The sequence below is a fragment of the Caballeronia eucalypticola genome (assembly GCF_047608185.1).
In the GTDB taxonomy this organism is placed as follows: domain Bacteria; phylum Pseudomonadota; class Gammaproteobacteria; order Burkholderiales; family Burkholderiaceae; genus Caballeronia.
This window is the reverse complement of record NZ_JBLKRU010000004.1, coordinates 220,438-239,250: the sequence shown is the minus strand read 5'-3', so window position 1 is coordinate 239,250 and position 18,813 is coordinate 220,438. Positions and strand designations below refer to the sequence as shown.

Annotated in this window: 17 protein-coding genes; 8 read left to right on the top strand and 9 right to left on the bottom strand. The window is 60.3% G+C overall.

The features are described from left to right. The 3 genes from ACMX25_RS07510 to ACMX25_RS07500 all read right to left on the bottom strand — a co-directional run bounded on the left by ACMX25_RS07510 (window position 1) and on the right by ACMX25_RS07500 (window position 3,015). On the bottom strand, window positions 1-2,139 hold the full coding sequence (locus ACMX25_RS07510) for an ATP-dependent helicase (RefSeq protein WP_414948958.1): 2,139 nt from the start codon (window positions 2,137-2,139) through the stop codon (window positions 1-3). A gap of 152 nt (window positions 2,140-2,291) precedes the next feature. Then, window positions 2,292-2,558, bottom strand: coding sequence for a hypothetical protein (locus tag ACMX25_RS07505; RefSeq protein ID WP_414948956.1), 267 nt, complete (start codon window positions 2,556-2,558; stop codon window positions 2,292-2,294). Between the two features lie 61 nt (window positions 2,559-2,619). Next, the gene (locus tag ACMX25_RS07500) at window positions 2,620-3,015 is read right to left on the bottom strand and encodes a hypothetical protein (protein ID WP_414948954.1); all 396 of its coding nucleotides are present in this window, start codon (window positions 3,013-3,015) and stop codon (window positions 2,620-2,622) included. Between the two features lie 367 nt (window positions 3,016-3,382). Between ACMX25_RS07500 and ACMX25_RS07495 the strand changes: the two genes are divergently transcribed. The 4 genes from ACMX25_RS07495 (at window position 3,383) to fumC (ending at window position 9,149) form a co-directional block, all read left to right on the top strand. Next, the gene (locus tag ACMX25_RS07495; protein WP_414948953.1) at window positions 3,383-3,604 is read left to right on the top strand and encodes an RNA-binding S4 domain-containing protein; all 222 of its coding nucleotides are present in this window, start codon (window positions 3,383-3,385) and stop codon (window positions 3,602-3,604) included. A 391-nt stretch (window positions 3,605-3,995) separates the two neighbouring features. Next, window positions 3,996-5,420 carry an MATE family efflux transporter gene (locus ACMX25_RS07490; RefSeq protein ID WP_414948951.1) on the top strand — a complete coding sequence of 475 codons (1,425 nt, stop codon included), beginning with the start codon at window positions 3,996-3,998 and terminating at the stop codon, window positions 5,418-5,420. Window positions 5,421-6,064: 644 nt separating this feature from the next. Continuing rightward, a complete protein-coding gene (locus ACMX25_RS07485; protein ID WP_414949072.1) occupies window positions 6,065-7,681 on the top strand; it encodes a phospholipase D family protein in 1,617 nt (538 codons plus the stop codon). A gap of 73 nt (window positions 7,682-7,754) precedes the next feature. Next, window positions 7,755-9,149 (top strand): class II fumarate hydratase, encoded by a 1,395-nt coding sequence (fumC, locus tag ACMX25_RS07480; protein WP_414948949.1) that lies wholly within the window; start codon window positions 7,755-7,757, stop codon window positions 9,147-9,149. 61 nt (window positions 9,150-9,210) lie between these two features. On the opposite strand, the gene ACMX25_RS07475 is transcribed toward fumC, so the two are convergent. From ACMX25_RS07475 to ACMX25_RS07460, 4 genes are all read right to left on the bottom strand, one after another. Further along, window positions 9,211-9,555, bottom strand: a complete 345-nt coding sequence (locus ACMX25_RS07475) for a hypothetical protein (RefSeq protein WP_414948948.1) — start codon at window positions 9,553-9,555, stop codon at window positions 9,211-9,213. A 5-nt stretch (window positions 9,556-9,560) separates the two neighbouring features. After that, entirely contained in the window at window positions 9,561-10,007 is a 447-nt protein-coding gene (locus ACMX25_RS07470) for a class I SAM-dependent methyltransferase (protein ID WP_414948946.1), read from the bottom strand. A gap of 475 nt (window positions 10,008-10,482) precedes the next feature. Beyond that, the gene (locus ACMX25_RS07465; protein ID WP_414949071.1) at window positions 10,483-11,010 is read right to left on the bottom strand and encodes an acyl-CoA thioesterase; all 528 of its coding nucleotides are present in this window, start codon (window positions 11,008-11,010) and stop codon (window positions 10,483-10,485) included. Window positions 11,011-11,135: 125 nt separating this feature from the next. Beyond that, on the bottom strand, window positions 11,136-11,288 hold the full coding sequence (locus ACMX25_RS07460; protein WP_414948944.1) for a hypothetical protein: 153 nt from the start codon (window positions 11,286-11,288) through the stop codon (window positions 11,136-11,138). Between the two features lie 161 nt (window positions 11,289-11,449). Between ACMX25_RS07460 and ACMX25_RS07455 the strand changes: the two genes are divergently transcribed. Both ACMX25_RS07455 and ACMX25_RS07450 read left to right on the top strand, forming a co-directional pair. Further along, window positions 11,450-12,205 carry an ArsR/SmtB family transcription factor gene (locus tag ACMX25_RS07455; RefSeq protein ID WP_414948943.1) on the top strand — a complete coding sequence of 252 codons (756 nt, stop codon included), beginning with the start codon at window positions 11,450-11,452 and terminating at the stop codon, window positions 12,203-12,205. Window positions 12,206-12,420: 215 nt separating this feature from the next. Then, window positions 12,421-13,209 (top strand): alkyl sulfatase dimerization domain-containing protein, encoded by a 789-nt coding sequence (locus tag ACMX25_RS07450; RefSeq protein WP_414949070.1) that lies wholly within the window; start codon window positions 12,421-12,423, stop codon window positions 13,207-13,209. Between the two features lie 108 nt (window positions 13,210-13,317). Here ACMX25_RS07450 and ACMX25_RS07445 read toward each other — a convergent pair whose 3' ends face one another. Both ACMX25_RS07445 and ACMX25_RS07440 read right to left on the bottom strand, forming a co-directional pair. Further along, the gene (locus ACMX25_RS07445; protein ID WP_414948942.1) at window positions 13,318-14,151 is read right to left on the bottom strand and encodes a thymidylate synthase; all 834 of its coding nucleotides are present in this window, start codon (window positions 14,149-14,151) and stop codon (window positions 13,318-13,320) included. 288 nt (window positions 14,152-14,439) lie between these two features. After that, window positions 14,440-15,816 (bottom strand): sigma-54 dependent transcriptional regulator, encoded by a 1,377-nt coding sequence (locus tag ACMX25_RS07440; protein ID WP_414948941.1) that lies wholly within the window; start codon window positions 15,814-15,816, stop codon window positions 14,440-14,442. Window positions 15,817-16,207: 391 nt separating this feature from the next. On the opposite strand from ACMX25_RS07440, the gene ACMX25_RS07435 reads away from it, so the two are divergent. Continuing rightward, entirely contained in the window at window positions 16,208-16,864 is a 657-nt protein-coding gene (locus tag ACMX25_RS07435) for a hypothetical protein (RefSeq protein ID WP_414948940.1), read from the top strand. 423 nt (window positions 16,865-17,287) lie between these two features. Continuing rightward, complete coding sequence (locus ACMX25_RS07430; RefSeq protein WP_414949068.1) at window positions 17,288-18,748, top strand: sigma-54 dependent transcriptional regulator; 1,461 nt, start codon at window positions 17,288-17,290, stop codon at window positions 18,746-18,748. The last annotated feature ends 65 nt before the right edge of the window (window positions 18,749-18,813 follow it).

The window sequence follows — 18,813 nt, the reverse complement described above, 5'->3', positions numbered from 1 at the left end:
TCACTCCCACATCTTCTTGAGCCGCGCGGCGATATCGACTTTCGCCTTTGCCGCAGCGGCCAGTCCGGCGGCCGTCGGCGCGGCGGGCTCAGGGACCGGGGGCCACGCGCACGCTTCGAACTGCGGCATCAGATGCGCGGGGATGAAACGCGTACGCGCCGCCCACACATGCCGGTCACCCATATGGACCTGGTTGTGCACGTAGAAACGCTGCGGCGTGACAATGTGCAGATCCTCTTTTGCGCGCGTCATGGCGACGTACAACAGCCGCCTTTCTTCATCAATTTCCTCGTCGCTGCCCGTGCCCATATCGGACGGGATGCAACCGTCCACGCCATTCATCACGAACACGTTCTTCCACTCCTGTCCCTTGGCCGAATGGATGGTGGAGAGAATCAGATAATCCTCATCGATGAGCGGAACACCCGATTCATCGCTCGTGGCATCGGGCGGATCAAGCGTCAGTTCGGTGAGAAAACGCTCGCGCGTGGGATACGTAGACGCGATGCTTTCCATCTGCAGCACGTCGCCATGGCGAATTGACGCGTCTTCGTGATTGCGTTCCAGATGCGGTTCGTACCAGCGCCGGATCATTTCGAACTCAGCAGGCCATCCGCTTTCGCGCGCGCAAATTTTCGACATCAGCGCCACAAGCGCCGGCCAGTCTTCGCTCGCGCGCAACGGCGCGGCGAATGCGGCTAACGCAGCCGGCGTGTCGGAGCGCTCGGCGACCTGATCGAGCACACGCCCGGCAATAGCCGGCCCCACGCCCGGCAGCAATTGCAGCACGCGAAACCCGGCTACGCGATCACGCGGGTTCTCACCCCAGCGCAAGACCGCGAGCACGTCCTTCACGTGAACGGAATCGAGAAACTTCAGCCCGCCGAACTTCACGAACGGAATGTTGCGCCGCGTGAGTTCGATTTCGAGCGCGGCGCTGTGATGCGCGGCGCGAAACAGCACCGCTTGCTGCTTGAGCGTCATGCCGCCTTCACGCGCCTCCAGCACCTGTTCGACGATATAACGCGCCTGATCGGCTTCATCGGCTACGGAGACGAGACGCGGCCGTTGCGCCGATGCCTTGTCGGTCCACAAGTTCTTCGTATATCGCTCGGCCGCGAGTCCGATCACCGCATTCGATGCCGCCAGAATGGGCTGCGTCGAGCGGTAATTGCGCTCGAGCGTCACGCATTTCGCGGGCGGATTGAAGTGATTCGGGAAGTCGAGGATATTGCGCACCGTCGCGCCGCGAAACGAATAGATGGACTGGGCGTCGTCGCCGACTACGGTGAGGCCGCGGCCATCGGGTTTCATCGATAGCAGGATGGACGCCTGCAGCTTGTTCGTGTCCTGGTATTCATCGACGAGCACGTGGTCGAAACGGCTGGAAAGATCCGCGGCAATGGACGGCTCGGCGGCGAGATGCGACCAGTAGAGCAGCAAGTCGTCATAGTCGAGCACGCTTTGCTGCTGCTTCGCGTGAACGTACGCCGCGAACAAGCGGCGCAGGTCGTCTTCCCATTCGCGGCACCACGGAAAGGCCTGATCGAGCACGGTGGCAAGCGATACGCCGGTATTGACCACGCGCGAATAGATGGCGAAGCAGGTGGATTTGGCCGGGAAGCGCTTTTCTTTCGCCGATAACCCCAGTTCGTGCCGCACGAGGTTCATCAGGTCGGCGGAATCCTCGCGGTCGTTGATGGTGAACGACGGCGATAACCCCACGAGATCCGCATAATCGCGCAACAACCGCGCGCCCACGCTATGGAAGGTTCCAGACCATGTGAGGCCCTGCGCGATCACGCTGCGATTACCCAACGCATTCACGGCGATGCGCGTCACGCGCCGCGTCATCTCACTGGCTGCGCGCCGCGAAAACGTCAGCAATAGGATTCTGTGCGGGTCCGCGCCCTTCACCAGCAAATGCGCCACGCGATGCGCCAGCGTATTCGTCTTGCCCGATCCCGCCCCGGCGATGACCAGCAGCGCGCCGGCCGGATCGCGGGCGTTCAACGTGTGCGTGCCGTACTCGACCGCCTCACGCTGCGCGTCGTTCAATTTGGTCAGGTACGACGCAACATCTTCCTGCGCCTGCTTGGGCGCGAGATCGTCGTCGGTGGCGGAGTTAAGCGTGAGCACGTCGCATGGACTTTAAAAACGGGTGACGCACACTGTATATCCATACAACTCTTCGACGCAAGCAACTGATGCGGCAGGCTTTTGGCCCTATAAAAAAGAGATGGCCCGGTGCGTTCACACGCGCCGGGCCATCGTCCATTCCTTGCGTCGAATCAATCCGCTTTCTTCGCGTTTTTCAGGTTTGCATCGGCGGCGGCTTCATTCGCCTTCGATTGCGATTCCGTCTTTTTCTTGTCGGCCTTGGCCTGCGCCAGATTTGCGTCTTTATCGGCGGCGGCTTGCTTCTTCGCTGCTTTCTTGTCAGCGTGCGTGGGTTCCGCTGTGCTTTCCGTCTGCGCCTGCGCGACCGACATCGTGGCGGCCGTCGCGAACGCTCCCGCGAGCAATGCGGCGATCAAGCGCTTCGTGGTCGTTGTCATGAATCCTCCTTGCTAGCGGCCCCGCTTGAAGGGGCCGCGCTGTATTCATCGAACTGGAAACTTAGTGCTGCAGGTTCGTGTTCTGCGGACCATCCGGCAAGGCAGACTTCAGATCGTCGTTGGCGGTCTGGTTATCGGCCTTCTTGTTGATCTTGGCGTTGCGCACTTGCTCCTTGTATTGCGCCTTCGCTTCCTTGTTCGTCGCCTTCAGGTCCTGCTTCGATGCCTTCTTCGACGCCTTGTACTCGGCGCTAGCCTGCGCGCTGGCATTGCGTTTCACGACCAGCGGATCGGTCGGCGCCGGTGCGACGATATTCTGCGGCGGCGGCGCGGTTTGCGCGGACGGTGCGGCCATCTGGCCGGCATCGGCAGGCTGCGCGGTCTGCGCGAACGCGGATGCGGACACACCCATGGCGACAAAAGCGGTACCCAACAGCATTTTTTTGGCTTGCAACATATTCATTTCCTCGCTGGCAGTTTTTATTCCGGGTGATCGATTGCTTCCATTGCAACCGGCTGCGGCATCCAGGCGATGGGCGTTATATGCTCAAACACCGCGCCTGGCGCAATACGCCGCCAATACCCGTCTACACTTCAGATGACCAATACAAACGCTAAAAATGCGCATCGATCACTGCGACTGACCCGGCGCCGGACGGTGGAGTTCGCTAAAACGTGTCATTGTTACCGAAGGTTTCACTTCCTGACAGTCGGCAAACATCCGAACGCCCGATTTCCGGCAGTCTGAGCTGTAGACGCACGTGGCGTGCCCGGCTGGTTTATGATGGGCGCCCTTTCCGCCCCAACCTTGCGAAGATTGCCCCATGCCGCGCCTCGAATTCACGCTCACAGGCGACTACGTCGAACTGCACAACCTGCTCAAGCTGATGGGCCTCGCCGATAGCGGCGGCTCGGCGAAAGTACGCGTCGCCGAGGGCGAAGTGAAGGTCAACGGCAAGATCGAGTTGCGCAAGACGTGCAAGATCCGCGCGGGCCAGACGGTGGTCATCGACGACACCACGATCAAGGTTCTCAAGCCGAAATAAGCCGCGTGTGGATCAGCACGAGGATCGCCGCGAGCGCGATCCGAATCACGATAAATACCGCGTCGTGATCGACATAATCGCCATCAAGCAATAAGCTAGTCGGCTTTCGTTCCCTTTCGCCGCTTTCAGCTTGTTGACAGTTGAACCTTGGGTTGAAGCCATACTTTCAATCTCACGTGCTTCAAGACCGAGGTTCAAGACCGGGATTCACAGCTGGAATTCGAAGCCGGATTTCAAAGCCGAAATTCAAAGCGGAGCTTCAGCCCGATTAACCAATCAGGCCGAAGCGCGGCCGGAACGAGCGGGCGATGCAAGACCGGAAACGGCCTGTATCGCCCGTTGCCGTTTTTGCATGGTTTTGCCGTGCATCAAAGCATCCAGATAACCCGTCATGCCATCCAGAATGATCCGCGCGAACGCGCCGCCAAGCCTTTCCCGCCATGCCGTCGATACCGCCAGGCTCGCCGCGCCCCTCGCCATTTCGCAACTGTCGCAAATGGCGATGGGCGTCACCGACACCATCCTGCTCGGCTCGCTCGGTCCCGACTCTCTCGCGGCCGGCGGCCTGGGCGCGAACCTCTTCTTCGTGGTCGTGGTGCTGCTGCAGGGCGTGCTGACGTCGGTGAGCGTGTCCGTTTCGCATGCGCGTGGCGCGAACAACGATCACCTCGTGCCGAATATCTACTGGACGGGGCTGGTGCTGTCGCTGCTGCTGGCAATCCCCGCCTTCACGCTGCTGAGCTTTGCCGAGCCGATCCTGCTCGCGTTCCACGAACCCGCCATGCTCGCCAGGAACGTCGGCGAATACTGCGCGATCCTGCGTTGGGGTGCGCCGGGCAGCCTGCTCGGGATCGGCATGATGCGCGCGTTCCTGCCGGCTATCGGGGCGGCGAAGCGGCTGCTGTGGGTATCGATTGGCGGCGTGTTCGTAAACGCGTTCCTCAACTACGGCCTGATCCACGGCGCCTACGGCCTGCCCCGGCTCGGTTTTCTCGGCTCGGCAGTCGCCACCACCATCACGGTCTGGACGACGGCGCTGGTGCTGATCGCGTTCCTGCATTTGCGGGCGCGTTACCGGCACTTCGTGGTCGCGTCGCGTCCACGCCTGCCGCTGATGGGCGAACTGTTCGGCATCGGCTGGCCTGTCGCAATCACCTATGGCGTCGAATCCACGCTGTTCCTGGCTACCGGGATGACCGTCGGCACGCTTGGCGAAGCGCCGCTTGCCGCGCACCAGATCGCGCTGAACGTGGCGTCTGTGGCGTTCATGGTGCCGCTGGCTATCGGTCAGGCGGCGAACGTGCGCGTCGGCTACTGGATCGGCGCGGGCCAGCCGCTGGCGGCACGCCATGCCGGCTTCGTGGCGATTGCACTGGGCGTCGCGTTCATGGCGATGTCGGGTTGCGTGCTGGTGCTGGCGCCGCACGCGATTGTCGGGCTGTATCTCCATCTCGACGATCCTAAGAACGCGCAGACCGTCGCGCTGGCGGCCTCGCTGTTGGGTGTGGCCGCCGTGTTCCAGATCGTCGATGGCATGCAGACGGTTGCGTCGGGCGTGCTGCGCGGGTTGAAGGACACGCGCGTGCCCATGCTCGCGGCGGCGCTCGGTTATTGGGGCATCGGTTTTCCGACCGGTTACATGCTGGCGTTTCACTTCAACGGCGGCACGAAGGGGTTGTGGTGGGGGCTGGCTGCGGGACTCGCAAGCGTCGCGGTGCTGATGACCCTTCGCTTCGACCGCATGAGCCGGCGTCTGGTCTCGCGCGGCGAGGTTGAACCCGGCAAATCCGGGCAGACGCCACGGCAATCGGCTTGAGGCAGTGACTGAAGATCCGCGATTGCCGCTGCATAAGTTAAGCAGACATTGTTGGTTGGAATTGAAGCGGCGCGCAGATACGATCAAGCCGTCTCCTCGAGACTCATCCAGTAGCAGGGGTATTAGGCCCGCTTCGTCGAAGCGGGCTTTTTTTCGTCTGCGCGCGGCTGATTAGCCGCTGATTACACAATTCCTCGCGATAGAAAAGCCCGCTTCATTCATCCGCTGCGGTCCGCCAGCAAAACGATAAGAAAAGACGCCAACAACTGCCTCGTCCCTACGCATTCCCGCCCCGCCACCCGCTCCACTTTTTCGCAAATCGACCCGTCTGCCGTGTCCGTAGCCGATTTCCCATAAAATAACCGCGCATGATCCTTGCCGACCTTCCGCGAGATCCAGCGCTGCACGCGGCCACTGCGTGCGCAACAACCGCAAGCAGTTCAGACAAATCGCTCGGGCAAACAAGAGGAATGGACGTGTCGGAAAGCAGCAGGCAGTTATATCGATCACCTTCGCGGTCAGCTCACCCAGCTTTATCCCAAGCCGCACAAGGCCGGCACACCGGCAGCCGCACAGGGCGCGCACAAGCCAAGCAAATTTCATCCGAGCCAAACTCCCCAGCACGGCATCGTCACACAACTCCGCTGTCGCGCGGCCTCGCGTTCGCCGCCCTCGTACTCACCGCGCTCACGGCGCTTGCGCTCAGCGCCTGCGCTACACGCCCGTCCGCAAACGCGGCCGACCGCCCCATCACTCACGCGCTCGCAGCCGACGCCAACACGCCCCTGCGCACCGCGCTCCTGCCGAAAGAAGCCGCGCATCCGGACCAATCCGGCGTGCGCCTACTCCCCACGGGCACCGAGGCGCTGCAGGCCCGCATCGCGCTCGCCCGCGCGGCGACCAAGACGCTCGACATGCAGTACTACATCGCGAACGAAGACAACACGGGCAAGCTGCTGCTCGGCGCTGCGCTTTACGCGGCGGATCGTGGAGTCAAGGTCCGCATGCTCGTCGATGACCTGAATTTCAAGGACATCGACCAGATCATGGCCGCGCTGAATTCGCACGACAACATCGATATTCGCGTATTCAATCCGTACGGCAGCGCGAGCCGGAGTTTCGGTGAACGCACGCGTAACCTGTTCACGAACGTCGATCATTTCACGCGCCGGATGCACAACAAGGCGATGATCACCGACAACCAGATCGCGATTGTCGGCGGCCGCAATCTCGGCGATGAATACTTCAGCGCGAGCCCGACCATTCAGTTCCGCGATCTAGACGTGTTCGTGGCCGGTCCGGTGACGCAAAAGATATCGGCGAGTTTCGACGACTACTGGAACAGTTCGATCGCGTATCCGCTACGCACGCTCAACAAGCAAAAATTCGATCCCGCCGATCTCGACAAAACGCGCGACGACCTTCGCCAGCATTGGAAAGAACAGGCCGATCCGCTGAACGCGAAGCCGCTCAACGCCACGCCGCTTGCGCAGCAAATAACGCAGGATGGCCTGGGGCTGACCTGGACGCGCACGGAGTTCGTTGCCGATTCGCCGGTGAAGATCGAGCATCCGGACAAGGACTATAAAAGTCCGCCCATGCAGCGCCTGACCGAGCTGGCAAATCAGGCAAGTAGCGAAGTCCTCATCATTTCGCCGTATTTCGTGCCGCACGCCGAAGGCGTGAAGGCGCTTGCCGCCATCACGGGGCGCGGCGTGAAGGTGACGGTGCTCACCAATTCGCTGGCGGCTACGGACGCCGTCGCCGTGCAGGCGGGTTACGCGCCGTATCGAGAGCCGATGTTGAAAGCCGGCGTACAGTTATATGAGTTCAAGCCGGTGCCAGTCGAGGGCAATGCGCAGCCGGGCGCCGGGCTGTTCGGCTCGCAATCGCGCGCCAGCCTGCATGCCAAGGCCTATGTGATCGATCGCAGTATCCTTGTGATTGGATCGATGAATCTGGACCCGCGCTCGGCGTCGCTTAACACGGAACTCGCGCTGGTGATCTATAACCCGCAAATCGCCGGTGAGGCCGCAGGTTTGTTCGATGCCGGCATAACGCCGGCAAGGGCGTATCGTGTGGAACTCGCTTCGCCAGCGGTGCTCGCGGGCCTGAACAGCATCGGCTCGCAAGAACCGCTCGTCTGGACGACGGAGGATAACGGCCAGGAGCGAACTTACACCGTCGACCCGCAAGCGGGCCTTTACCGCAACGTGTTGACGGGTTTGTTCATGCTGCTGCCCGTCGACTCGCAGCTTTGAATGATCGATATTTCTGCTATTCAAACCCGATCCAAACCCGAACCTGATAGCCAAGCCGAAGGAGCATGAAGCCATGACGGACGACGTAAGACTCGAGAAGGATACTTTCGGCGAAATTGCCGTGCCGAACGCAAAACTCTGGGGCGCGCAAACGCAGCGTTCCTTGCAGAATTTCAAGATTTCCAGCGAGAAACAATCGCCGGAATTGATCGATGCGCTCGCGATCGTGAAGCGGGCATCGGCGGAAGTGAATGCTGAACTGAAAGTGCTCGCCGACGATAAAGCCCGCGCGATCATCGCCGCTGCCGACGAGATCCTGGCTGGCAAGCATCCCGATGAATTCCCGCTCGCGGTATGGCAAACGGGCTCGGGCACGCAGACCAACATGAACCTCAACGAGGTGATTGCGAACCGGGCGAGCGAGTTGATGGGCGGCGTGCGCGGCGAAGAACGCAAGGTGCATCCGAACGATGACGTGAACCGCGGACAATCGTCGAACGACGTATTCCCGACCGCGATGCACATTGCCGCCGCGGTCGCGATCGTCAAGCATCTGGTGCCGTCGCTCAAGACCTTGCGCGAGACGCTCGATAAAAAATCGAAGGCGTTCGACTCCATCGTAAAAATTGGCCGTACGCATTTGCAGGACGCTACGCCGCTGACGCTCGGGCAAGAGTTTTCAGGTTATGTCGCGCAACTGGACCAGGGCATCCGGCACGTTGAATCGACGTTGCCGCATCTGTATCAACTGGCATTGGGCGGCACGGCGGTCGGCACGGGTTTGAATGCGCATCCCGAGTTTGCGGTGAAGGTCGCCGGCGTGATCGGCAAGCTCACCGGTTTGCCGTTCGAAACCGCGCCGAACAAGTTCGAAGTCATGGCCGCCGCCGACGCGCTCGTGTTCGCGCATGGCGCGCTGAAAACCATCGCGGCAGGCTTGATGAAGATCGCCAACGACATCCGCTGGCTCTCGAGCGGACCGCGGTGCGGGTTGGGAGAACTATCCATTCCGGAAAACGAGCCAGGTAGCTCGATCATGCCGGGCAAGGTCAATCCGACCCAGTCCGAAGCCGTCACCATGTTGTGCTGCCAGGTGTTCGGGAACGACGTGGCGGTGAATATTGGTGGCGCGAGCGGCAATTTCGAGCTCAACGTGTTCCGCCCGATGATCGCGCACAACGTGCTTCAATCGGCACGTCTGCTGGCCGACGGTGCGCAAAGTTTCAACGATAACTGCGCGGTCGGGATCGAGGCAAACGAGTCACGTATCGACAGTTTGCTGAACGAATCGCTGATGCTCGTGACGGCGCTGAATCCGCATATCGGTTACGACAAGGCCGCGAAGATCGCGAAGAAGGCGCACAAGGAAGGCACGACGCTGAAAGCGTCCGCGCTGTCGCTTGGTTACGTGACCGAAGCGGAATTCGACGAGTGGGTGAAGCCGGAAGACATGGTGGGGAAGAAGTAACTCAGACGTATTCGGGCGCAGCGGTTGATGGTGTTCGTGCAGCATCAACCGCTGCGACCGGTTACCGAGTGGCGGCTTTCTGTGCGGCCCAGAAACCCAGTTCGGTCGCATGCGCTATCAGCGTCTTGCCCGAGTCTTCGAATATATGACCCATGCGGCGCGTGATGTCGCCGGGCGCGACCTCGACGTCGCCCACCCTCAGTTGCATACCTACTGCCGCCAGCGAACGTGTGACGCGCGCCGTCAGCTCATCCATATCCTTGCTCAGCGCCTTTTTCCGGTCGGCCTTCTCATGCAGGGACGCCATCATTAACAGGTCGAGGGTTCCCACGCCTGCGCCGCCCCCCAATCGCGGTGACGCCAGCGCGTTCCACTTCTCACCCTGTTCCGCCCGCGACAGCAACACGGCATTCAGCCGGTCAGCCGACGCGCGTTTTCGTGCAGATATTCATGGACGAGGTAGCTTGGGTCCAGGCCGGGAAAACCTTGAACCCGCGCGAGCGAATCCGGGTTGCGCTTGAAATGCAGCGCGTCGAGATCCGCCAGTTTCGTCGCAAGTTCCAACGCGCCGGACCAGGCATCCCCGCCTTTGGCTGCGCCTCGCATGAGCAGCCGTTGCAACGGCAACACCTGCGCAAGACCGGGCATGGCGTTGTAGCTCACCTGGACCACGCCGCCCGGTTTCAGATAACGCTTCAGGAACTGCACGATCTGCGCGCGCGTTTCATCCGATATCCACGAGATGATGCCGTGCATCGTGATGTAGTCGAACATGGGAAGCTCGACCGCGCCTTGCGCCAATTCACCGAAGCTGTTTTCCAGCAAGGTGAGGTTCGGTAGCTTCGCTTCGTCGCGCACCGATGCCGCGGCCAGCACATGCAGCGGTTAAAGTCGCAGGCGTAGAAGTCGCCCTGCGGATGCGTTGCGGCAAGAATCAGCGAGGTCAGGCCCTGGCCGAAGCCCAGCTCGCAGTAGTTGAATTTTTCAATCGATGGCGGCGACACGCGCTGCATCGCAAGGCAGCTGTTCAGGTAGGTCGGACTCTGCTCGTGGTAGTAGCCCGTTGTGTAGGCAACCGAATTGTTATATCCCTCGGTCCAGTCCATATCTCGTTCCCCATTCAAGTTTGTGCGTATTGGCCCAGGCGACTGTTCGGCCTCTGCGCGATGCGCGCACTATGCCGACAACGCATTGGTTCATGAATGAGAAACGTCTGATTTGTTCGTTTGATTTATGAAACTGTTATCAGGAACGAAGCGCGTCTTGTGCTTGTTCTTCTCGTTCGCAAGACGGGCAGCTCCCTCGATCCGACCGCGCTCGCGGCTTCAGCTAACTACACTTTCCCGGCCGCCACTTCTTCCGGCTTCAATTCCACGATGGCATCCAGCGCGTCCTTCACATCCATCGCATATTTCGCGAGCCGCTTCTGCTCGTCCGTCACCGGCACGAACGAAGGAACTGGCACCGGCTTGCCCTGTTCATCGACGGCGACAAACACCATCAGGCAATCCGTGGTCTGTTGCAGCACGCCGCTCTTCGGATCGCCTGCGTGCACGGAGATATGCAGGTGCATGCTCGTGCGCCCCGTCGCCACCACGCGCGCGCGCAATTCGACCAGGTTGCCGACCAGGATCGGCCGGCGAAAACGGATATTGCCCACGCTGACCGTCACGCAATATCGTCCGGACCAGACTGCGGCGCACGCGTAGGCCGTCTCGTCCATCCACTTCATCAGCGCACCGCCGTGAACCTTGCCGCCAAAGTTGACGGAGGTCGGTTCGGCTAGAAAACGAAACGTGGTTTCGGACCGGTCGGTGATCGGGGCATCGGTGGATTGAGGAACGGGCGCTGCAGTATTCATGGTGATGTAAGGCAAGCTGGACGGGCCTGCCTGGTAAGTGGAGTTGCCGAATTATACGAGGCTCAAAACGAGTCTCAAAAAAGCGGCCGCCGCCCCGCATCGGCGCGCTTTAACGGCTCTAACACTCACTTTCGCACGGATATACCTTCGTCGACCACCCCGTACATGGTGATGCTGCCCGACCCGCCCGCTGACGGCGAACCGCCCGAGGCGCCTGCACAACCCGCAGACACCGCACACGCCGCCACCAGCAGTGTTGCTATCAAAATTTTTATCACGAGAGTCTCCTGCACAGCCTTCATTTGACGCGAAACATCATTCTAGCGCGGGGGCCAAGCGGCGCTCACATCGAGTCCGGCCTTTGAATCGATACTTCACGTTACGCTGAAACATCGAGTGCGCGAAGTCGTTAATGTAGAGTTAATTCAAGGAGGCTGCGATGACCCTCGATCACGAAGATGCACGCCCGTTTCCCGGCTTGTCACGCATAGGCGCGCTGCTAGCGGACCCCGGCCGCGCCGCCATGCTGTGGTCGCTGATGGACGGAACCGCCCGGCCCGCCGGCGAACTTACGATGATCGCCGGCATCTCGCCATCGGCCGCTAGCGGGCATTTCACCCGGCTCGTCGAAAGTGGGCTGCTGGCGCTCGAAGTGAGCGGACGGCACCGGTATTACCGCATTGCAACGCCCGATATCGCGATGGCAATTGAAGCGTTGGCTAATCTCGCGCAGGCCAGCGCGCCGCTGAGGGAAGCGGCGCAAGCGCATCGGCCGCCGCCGCGGCCGGCGTCCGCCGTGCCGCTCGACATGCGCTACGCGCGCACGTGTTACGACCATCTCGCGGGCGAGTTGGCGGTGCGGCTGTTCGACCGGATGCTGACATCGAAGTGGCTGGAGGTCGTGCCGGCTGGATCGAAGCGGCCCGGCCCCACGGCGCTCGACGCAACGCCGCAAGGAGTCGATGAATTCTCGCGGCTCGGCATCGATCTCACCGCTCAGAAAGCGCGGCGCAGACGGTTTGCGTGTACGTGCATCGACTGGAGCGAACGCCGGCCGCATCTCGGCGGCGCGCTGGGCGCGGCGTTCCTCGATGCCTGCACAGAACATGGCTGGGTCGAAACAACCGCCAAGCGACGGGTCCTGCGAGTGACGCCCGCTGGTGAGCGGCATTTCTCCGCCGTACTGACTGAATGAATGACGCCCAACGGCATGGAACCGGGACACGTTCTCTATCGAACCTCTTCCGCCCATGCCGACGAAATATGACACTTAGAAAATTGGTTCCCCTGTAGAGTTTTCAACTCGCTTTCGTATTCAGGCGCGAGTGCACCCTGTCCGTCGAATCGCTCTCAAATACTCCAGATCAGGATTATTAGGAATACCAAGTTGATTGAACCGCGATTATCTGAATCAAGGAAGAGATTCAGTTGCCCGACAGCATCGGCAAGAAGTGGTACAACCGCGGCTATTACGGCTCGGTCAATCACAACGCGAAGGCGGTCTACCAGCGCTATCTCGGCTGGTATGACTCGAACCCGGCGAACCTGCATCCGTATCCGCCGGAAGAGGAATCGAAGCGCTTCGTGGAGTTCATGGGCGGCGCCGACGCCGTGATGACGAAGGCAAAGCAATCATTCGACAAGGGCGATTACCGCTGGGTCGCGACCGTGATGAACAAGGTCGTGTTTGCGGATCCTTCGAACAAGGCTGCGCGCGATCTGGAAGCGGACGCGCTCGAGCAGCTAGGCTATCAGACCGAGAACCCCACCTGGCGCAACGAGTACCTGATGGGCGCGTTCGAACTGCGTAACGGTGTGCCGAAGGTGAAGGGTGTCAACACGGCGACACCTGACGCAATTGCTGCAATGAGCCCTGATCTGCTGCTCGATTTCATGGGCATCCGGCTCAACGGTCCGAAGGCGGACGGCAAGCACACGGTCATCAACTGGGATCTCGGTGACGGCACGAAATACGGTATCGAGTTGCACAATTCGGTGCTGATCTACACCGAGGGCGTCACGCTGGCGAACCCCGACGCCACGCTCAACATGAGCAAGGCCGACTTCGCCAGGTTGTTGATGGGTGGCCAGCAAGCACCGTCAGACGCAGCCAAGGTCAGCGGCAACAGTCAAAAGGTGGTTGAACTGTTCAGCATGCTCGACCGCTTCGACCCAATGTTCAACATCGTCACGCCTTGATGTTTTAAAAGGTTTTAGCAGGTCTTAAAAGATCTTAAAAAAGGCGCGCGTCCCGGCTTCAAACATTTGGAGCTGGGACGCTTTAGTTTAGGGCATGGCAGAAACCGCTTAAATTGCGATTGGCGCCTTGATGCCCGGATGATATCGATACCCTTCGATCACGAAATCTTCGTATTGGTAATCGAAGATGGACGCGGGTTTTCTCGCCAGTTCGAGCTTCGGCAACGGATACGGTTCACGGCTTAACTGAAGATCGACCTGCTCCAGATGATTTAGGTAGATATGGCAATCGCCACCGGTCCAGACCAATTCCCCCACATCCAGATCGCATTGCTGCGCGAGCATGTGCGTGAGCAATGCATAGCTCGCTATATTGAACGGCGTGCCCAGGAATACATCCTGACTGCGGCAGTACAGGAGGCAACTCAGCTTGCCTTCCTTCACATAGAACTGCGCGAGGCAATGGCAAGGAGCCAGCGCCATTCTTCCAGCACGGGCGTTATCGACCGGAGACATGGATTCGTCCGGGAAATCCGCCACGTTCAATGCGGTCAGCATCAACCGGCGTGAGTTCGGCCGCGTCTTGATCTGATGCACGAGTGCGCTCACCTGATCGACCATCGTGCCATCGCTCTTTGGCCAGAAACGCCATTGATGCCCGTACACCGGGCCGAGATTGCCGTTTTCATCGGCCCATTCGTCCCAGATGGTCACGCCGTTATCGTTCAGATACTTGATGTTCGTATCGCCGTTCAGGAACCACAGCAGCTCGTAGACCACGCTCTTCATGTGAATGCGCTTGGTCGTGACGATCGGGAAACCTTCCGCCAGATCGAAGCGCAATTGACGGCCAAACGTGCTGATCGTCCCCGTGCCGGTCCGGTCCATCTTGCGAGCGCCGCGTTGGAGAATGTCTTTGAGCAGTTCTTGGTACTGGATCATGAGCAGGATCGTTCGTAAAAGGAGGTCGTGACGCTATTCTGGCAGAAGATTTCCGCGCGCCTGCGGCGCTCTCGCGCGCGGGATTCCGCAAGCCGCGGAAAACGCGGGAAATCTGGGAAACGCAGAAGCTGGTAAAACCAAACCACGATTTTACCAAGCGTCAGAGGGAGAGGTGGGAAGGCGTCTTGCGGGGGCAAATGCGAGCAATCCGCGGCGTTCCAGAGAACCCCGGGCCGGATTGGGAGTGAATCAGTGAGGCGACCGGCGAGCAGTCGTCACAAGCGGCGTTCAGCCGCGCGTGACGTGCTCTGTCGGTGCATCGACTTCAATGTGCCGCATGCCGTGCGCGCTCAGGAGTCGGTACAGCGTGACTCGCGAAATGCCGAGTTCCTGCGCGGCGTCGCCCAGACGGCCTCGATGGCGCAGCAAAGCGAGTTCAATCGCTTGCCGTTCGGCAGCTTCCCGAGCCTGCGCTAGCGACACCGGCGCCACTTCAACGTACTCGCCGAGTTCAAGATCACGTGCACTGATCTGACGCCCTTCCGACATCACGATGGCGCGGCGCACCCGATTGATCAGCTCACGCACATTACCCGGCCAGCCGTAGTTATGAATTGCCGCAATGGCATCGGGCGCGAACCCGCGCAGACGCCGGCTCGCGTCCTTCTTGAAGCGATCGAGCATGTGCTTCGCGAGCAATTCGATGTCCTTGCCACGCGCCCGCAGCGGCGGTTCATCGATTTGCAGCACGCACAGACGGTGGTACAAGTCGGCGCGGAACCGCCCTTCGATCATGGCCGTCTGCATATCCACATGAGTGGCCGAAATGATGCGCACGTCCACCGGCGTTGAGCCATGTCCGCCAAGCCGTTCGACCTTACGCTCCTGCAGGAAACGCAACAAGCTGGCCTGGCTTTCGAGCGGCAAGTCGCCGATTTCATCGAGGAACAGCGTGCCGCCGTTGGCCGCTTCCACGCGGCCGATCTTGCGTTGATTTGCGCCGGTAAACGCACCGCGCTCATAGCCGAACAATTCCGATTGCAACAGGTGAGCGGGAATTGCGCCGCAATTGATGGCGACGAACGGCTGCTCCCGCCGCACGGAGCGTTCGTGAATGGCGACTGCAGTGAGTTCCTTGCCCGTGCCCGATTCGCCCGAGATGAACACGGGCGCGTCGGTCATGGCGACCTTGCGGATAGAGCGGAACAACGCGAGCATGGCGTCGCACGAACCGACCATCTCGCCTTCGGCGCGGCCGTCGTGCGCATCGTTGGACGCATTCTCGTGCAGCGCAACCATTCCGTATGCATGGCCGACAGCGTCGACCACGCGATCATTCGATGTAGGTAAGGTGACGTAGTCGAAGCAGTAGTCGCGAATCAGCCGGCGCACGGCCGCATCTTCGAGTTGGCCCGTCACGGTTGCCGCGACCCAGCCGACATTGGTCAACGTCAGCGACGCTTCGAGCGCCGCGAGTTCATGTGCTTCAAAACTGCTGGACAGATCCAGCAAACCACCGGTTGCCAAGTCGCTGCGAAGCCACCTGCGGGCGTCCTTCGCGTTCGATACCACTTCGATGTGCCAGCCCCGCTCTTCAAACCGAGCACACAACGGCGCGCTCGGGTCACGAGTCACGTAGATTAGTTGCCGCCGAGCGACTTCCATTGTTCTGATCCTTTCGTCAACGGTCGTTGAAAAGGTCGCGCCGGTTATTGCCCTCAACCACGCTGCAGACGTCGAAGACTCGCATGCCCCAAGCGAACGGTCATTCGGAAAACTGCAAACGGTGAAACCCCGGAAGCGACGAGTACTGTCGCGTGGTTCTATGCGAACCTTGTTTTGTTTCAGATGCTGTTTTTGAGAGATTACTATAAAGCGAATACTTCGAAAACAAATATCCGCAACAATGTCTGCGAAGCCCTCCTGAAGCGGGGGTACCGTGCGTTTCAACAACGGGCCCCGGTTTTAATAAGCATTTTGCAAATCGTTTAAATAAGACAATAGTATTTACGCAATTTTTGATAAAAATGGCCGTTAACGTTCCATCGTTTCAATCATGAAACGTTTTCGCGTCTTTTCTGATTCAGTTTTTCAGTTAGCTTGCCGCGCGCTCAATAGCAGCAACGGGATACGTGCCATGGCATATGTTTCGCTAACAGACAATGAATCTGGGGAGACCGCCATGGAACGCACCGGCTGCGTCATCAAACGAGAAAATACTGCGACACGACTTAAGATTGCCGTCATTAGTGCTGGGTGGTTTGTACTGAGCGGCTCAGCCGCCAACGTTTGCGCGCAAAATAACGCGGGTGAAGATAGAGTGATCCCGCCTGTATCCCAGACAGTAGTGTCCGAATATGAAACATTCACGACCAGCCAAAATCCGCCAGCCATTTTTACGGAAGGAAAAACCCCTGCCGCTGGTGGTGGCGAGGCTGCATCGAACGAACGCATTATTGTTAATCATGTAATGGGACCTGAACGACCCGCATCGGTGCAACGCATTTCGTCGGCGCCACTTGCAGTCCAGGTCGACATCGAGGTCGAAAAGGTCACGTCGACGAGGGACGAATCGGCCGCCGCCGCCCATGGACCGAGCGTCACGCTCTGGGATGAGATAGCGCCGCCGATGCCTGCTCCCGTTCCCGTCGATGCAGCCGCTCGCTCCGCACCGGGCAACGTGGCGAGCGCGGGCGCTCAAAGGACCCGGTAGCCGGGAAATTGCAATATGATGCAAAACGAGTCGTCTGCAGGACGACCGCAAAAAAACACGCGATGCGCCTTCCAACAGCGCACACAGCACGATCGAACGACACATAGGACCGTAGGACACTGTGTCGTATTGCTCAACGAGTAACGAAATAAGAGAAAGCCGCCTGATCGCGCGGCGCGTGAGCATGTCGCGCAATCGCGCGAAGGTATGCGCGGGTTCGTCTGCTGGCTTTATCCGGCGTCCCGCTCGACGGCTATATGGATCGGCAACGCATTGAGCCGGTGTGTCCGCTTGGACACCGTCCGCTCGCGTTGTAAAAGGAGATCGCCCGTGCTCGAATCCATCCCCGTCTCTTCGCCCGCGTCGGATCCAAACGCACTGGCAGCAATGCCGCCAATCGGCCCCCTCTCCACCGGCGACCCAATGACAGCGGATCTCTCTGGCGCGTCGGCCCTGCCGTTCGTCCCGCTCGGCCCAATCGTTACTACTGATCCGGTCGTTGCGGTCCACCCCGAACCGCATGTGTCGGTCGCCGTCCGCACCCTGCTCTACGTCTCCCAAGCGCCGGATCAGGCGTTGATCACGTATTTGAAGGGCCTTGGCTGGAAGGTCTCGGCCGGGACGCTCGCCACGCAGGCCGGCGCGCTGAAGATCGACGCTCCGGTAGCCGGTATTGTCGATATGACCAGCTTCTCGGCGCGCGAACTGGCCGCGCTCGAGCCCGCGCTGCGTCATCAGCGAGCAGGCTGGATCGCCTTTACCGACGACACCCATCTCGCGGACCCGGTCGTCTGCCACTTGATCCGGCACTTCTGCTTCGACTTTGTGAAGGGCCCGTTCTCCAACGCGAACATCGGTTACCTCGTCGATCACGCGTACGGCATGGTGAGCCTCGGCGGCATCGACCTAACTGAAACCCCGACCGTGTTCGGCGACGAGCAGATGGTCGGCACCTGCGAGGCCATGCAGCAGCTCTTTCGCACCATCCGCAAAGTCGCGAACACCGACGCCAACGTCTTCATCACCGGTGAATCCGGGACCGGCAAGGAATTGACGGCCGTGGCGATCCACGAACGCTCGCCGCGCCGTAAGGGACCGTTCGTCGCGATCAATTGCGGCGCGATCGGCAATCACCTGATCCAGTCGGAACTGTTCGGCTACGAGCGCGGCGCGTTCACGGGTGCGAATCAGCGCAAGATCGGCCGGGTGGAAGAAGCCGATGGCGGCACGCTTTTCCTCGATGAAATCGGCGACCTGCCGCTCGAGAGCCAGGTGCATTTGCTGCGGTTCCTGCAGGAACGCAAGATCGACCGCCTGGGCGGCCGTGACCCCGTCTCCGTTGACGTGCGGATCATTTCCGCGACTCATATCGACCTGGAAGCCGCCATGGCCAGCGGCCGGTTTCGTACCGATCTGTTCCATCGGCTGTGCGTGCTGCGCGTGGATGAACCGCCGCTGCGGGCGCGCGGCAAGGACATCGAAATTCTCGCACTGCACGTGTTGCACAAGTTCAGAAGCGACGGCAGGCGCAAGATCATCGGCTTTGCACCCTCGGCGATAGAAGCCATGTACAGCTACGCCTGGACCGGCAATGTGCGCGAGATGATCAACCGCGTGCGGCGCGCGATCGTGATGGCGGAGAACAAGCTGATCACCGCCGATGACCTCGGGCTCGGCCACTGCACCGGCATTGAATCGACCACGCTGGCCGCTGCGCGCGACGCCGCCGAGAAGCGCGCGATCGAGCTGACGTTGCTGCGGCATCGGCACAAACTCAGCGAGGCCGCGGCTGAGTTGGGAATTTCGCGCGTGACGTTGTACAGGCTGATGATCGCGCACGGGCTGCGTGGCGCGGTGATGGCGAACGGCGCGGACGCCGAGTGAGGAAGCTGCGAGACTCGTCGGACGGTCGGGTAGAATCTGCGGCTTGATTTATCTCAAAGCCGAAT